The 1545-nt window shown below is 76.3% G+C and carries 1 protein-coding gene; it reads left to right on the top strand.

Annotation, left to right across the window (positions count from 1 at the left end):
- Positions 1-1545, top strand: a 1545-nt coding sequence (locus AB0C29_RS47815; protein ID WP_360834940.1) for a 3'-5' exonuclease, incomplete at both ends; no start/stop codon positions are given.

A 1545-nucleotide genomic window follows, 5' to 3' on the forward strand; every position in this document is an offset into this window, starting at 1 on the left:
CTGGATCGCCGACTCCATGCTGGCCGCCTGGCGGGCCGCGGCCCGGCTGCCGGACGCCCTGCCCGGTGACATCCCGCTGGAGAAACGCCCGACCAGCGCGGTGCTGGTCCGGGTCCGCAGCCAGATCGCCGCGATCGAGGAGGCGCTGCGCGCCCGCGGCCTGCCGGTCGAGGTGGTCGGCCTGGGCGGCCTGCTCGACACCCCGGAGGTACGCGACGTCGTCTGCACGCTGCGGGTGCTCGCCGACCCGACGGACGGCGCCGCCCTGTTGCGCCTGCTGACCGGGGCCCGCTGGCGGATCGGCCCGCGTGACCTGGTCGCGTTGCATCGCCGCGCCCGGGCCATCGCCGCGGCCCGGGTGGCCGCGACGACCGGCGACGAGCCCGAGGACATCGTCTCGGACCGGCTGGACGACGCCACCCTGGTCGAGGCGATGGCGGACCTCGGCGCGCCCCAGCAGTACTCGCAGGAGGGATATGCGCGGCTGCGGGCGTACAGCAGGGAGATGGCCGAGTTGCGGCACCGCCTAGACCAGCCGCTGCCGGACCTGGTCGCCGACATCGAACGCACCATCGGCCTCGACGTCGAGGTGGCCGTCCGCGGCTGGGGCGCGGGCGACGCGGGCCTGGCCCGCGGCCACCTGGACGCCCTCGGTGACGTGGCGGCCCGGTATGCGGGGGACACGGACGGCGGCACGCTCGCGGGCTTCCTGGCCTTCCTGGCCGCGGCCGAGGAGGAGGAACGCGGCCTCACCCCGGGCCAGGTCGACGTGGTCGAGGGCGCGGTGCAGATCCTGACCGCGCACGCGGCCAAGGGCCTGGAGTGGGACGTGGTGGCGGTCGCGGGCCTGACCAAGGGCGTGTGGCCGGGGATGACCCGGGGCTCCGACCACTTCCTGATGGGCATCGGGGTGCTGCCGTTCCCGCTGCGGGGCGACTCCGACGGCCTGCCGGCGCTGGACCTGTCCGCGGCGGCGGATCAGAAGGACGTGGCCGGGGCGCTGACGACGTTCAGCAAGGCCTGGCGTGAGCACGACGAGCGGGAGGAGCGCCGGCTGGCGTACGTGGCGGTGACCCGGCCCCGGCGGTTGCTGCTCTGCTCCGGCTACTGGTGGGGCGACGGTGTGAAGAAGCCGCGCGGTCCGTCCGTCTTCCTCCAGGAGATCCGGGCGACCTGCCTGGACGGTGCCGGCGTGGTCGAGGAATGGACCCCGGAGCCGGCGGCCGACGCGACCAACCCGAGCGCTGAGCTGGTGGCCACCGCGGAATGGCCGTCGGATCCGCTGGGGGCCCGGCGGCCGGCGATGGCGGCCGCCGCGGATCTGATCCGCCGGATGATGGTGAGCCCGGACCCGGTGGCGGCCGAGGCCTTCGTGGAGCTGGCCGAGGGCGATCCGGAGATCGCCGCACGCGCCGGCCTGGCCGCCGACCTGATCGGCCTCCCGGCCCCCGGCGCTCTGCCGGAGGCTGCCCGCGTGGCCCCGGCGGACGCTGCCCACGTGGCCCGGGTGGAGGCTGCCCGCGAGGCCGCGCCGGGGGGCGCGGA

The organism is Actinoplanes sp. NPDC048791 (genome assembly GCF_040650095.1).
Classification (GTDB): Bacteria; Actinomycetota; Actinomycetes; order Mycobacteriales; family Micromonosporaceae; genus Actinoplanes.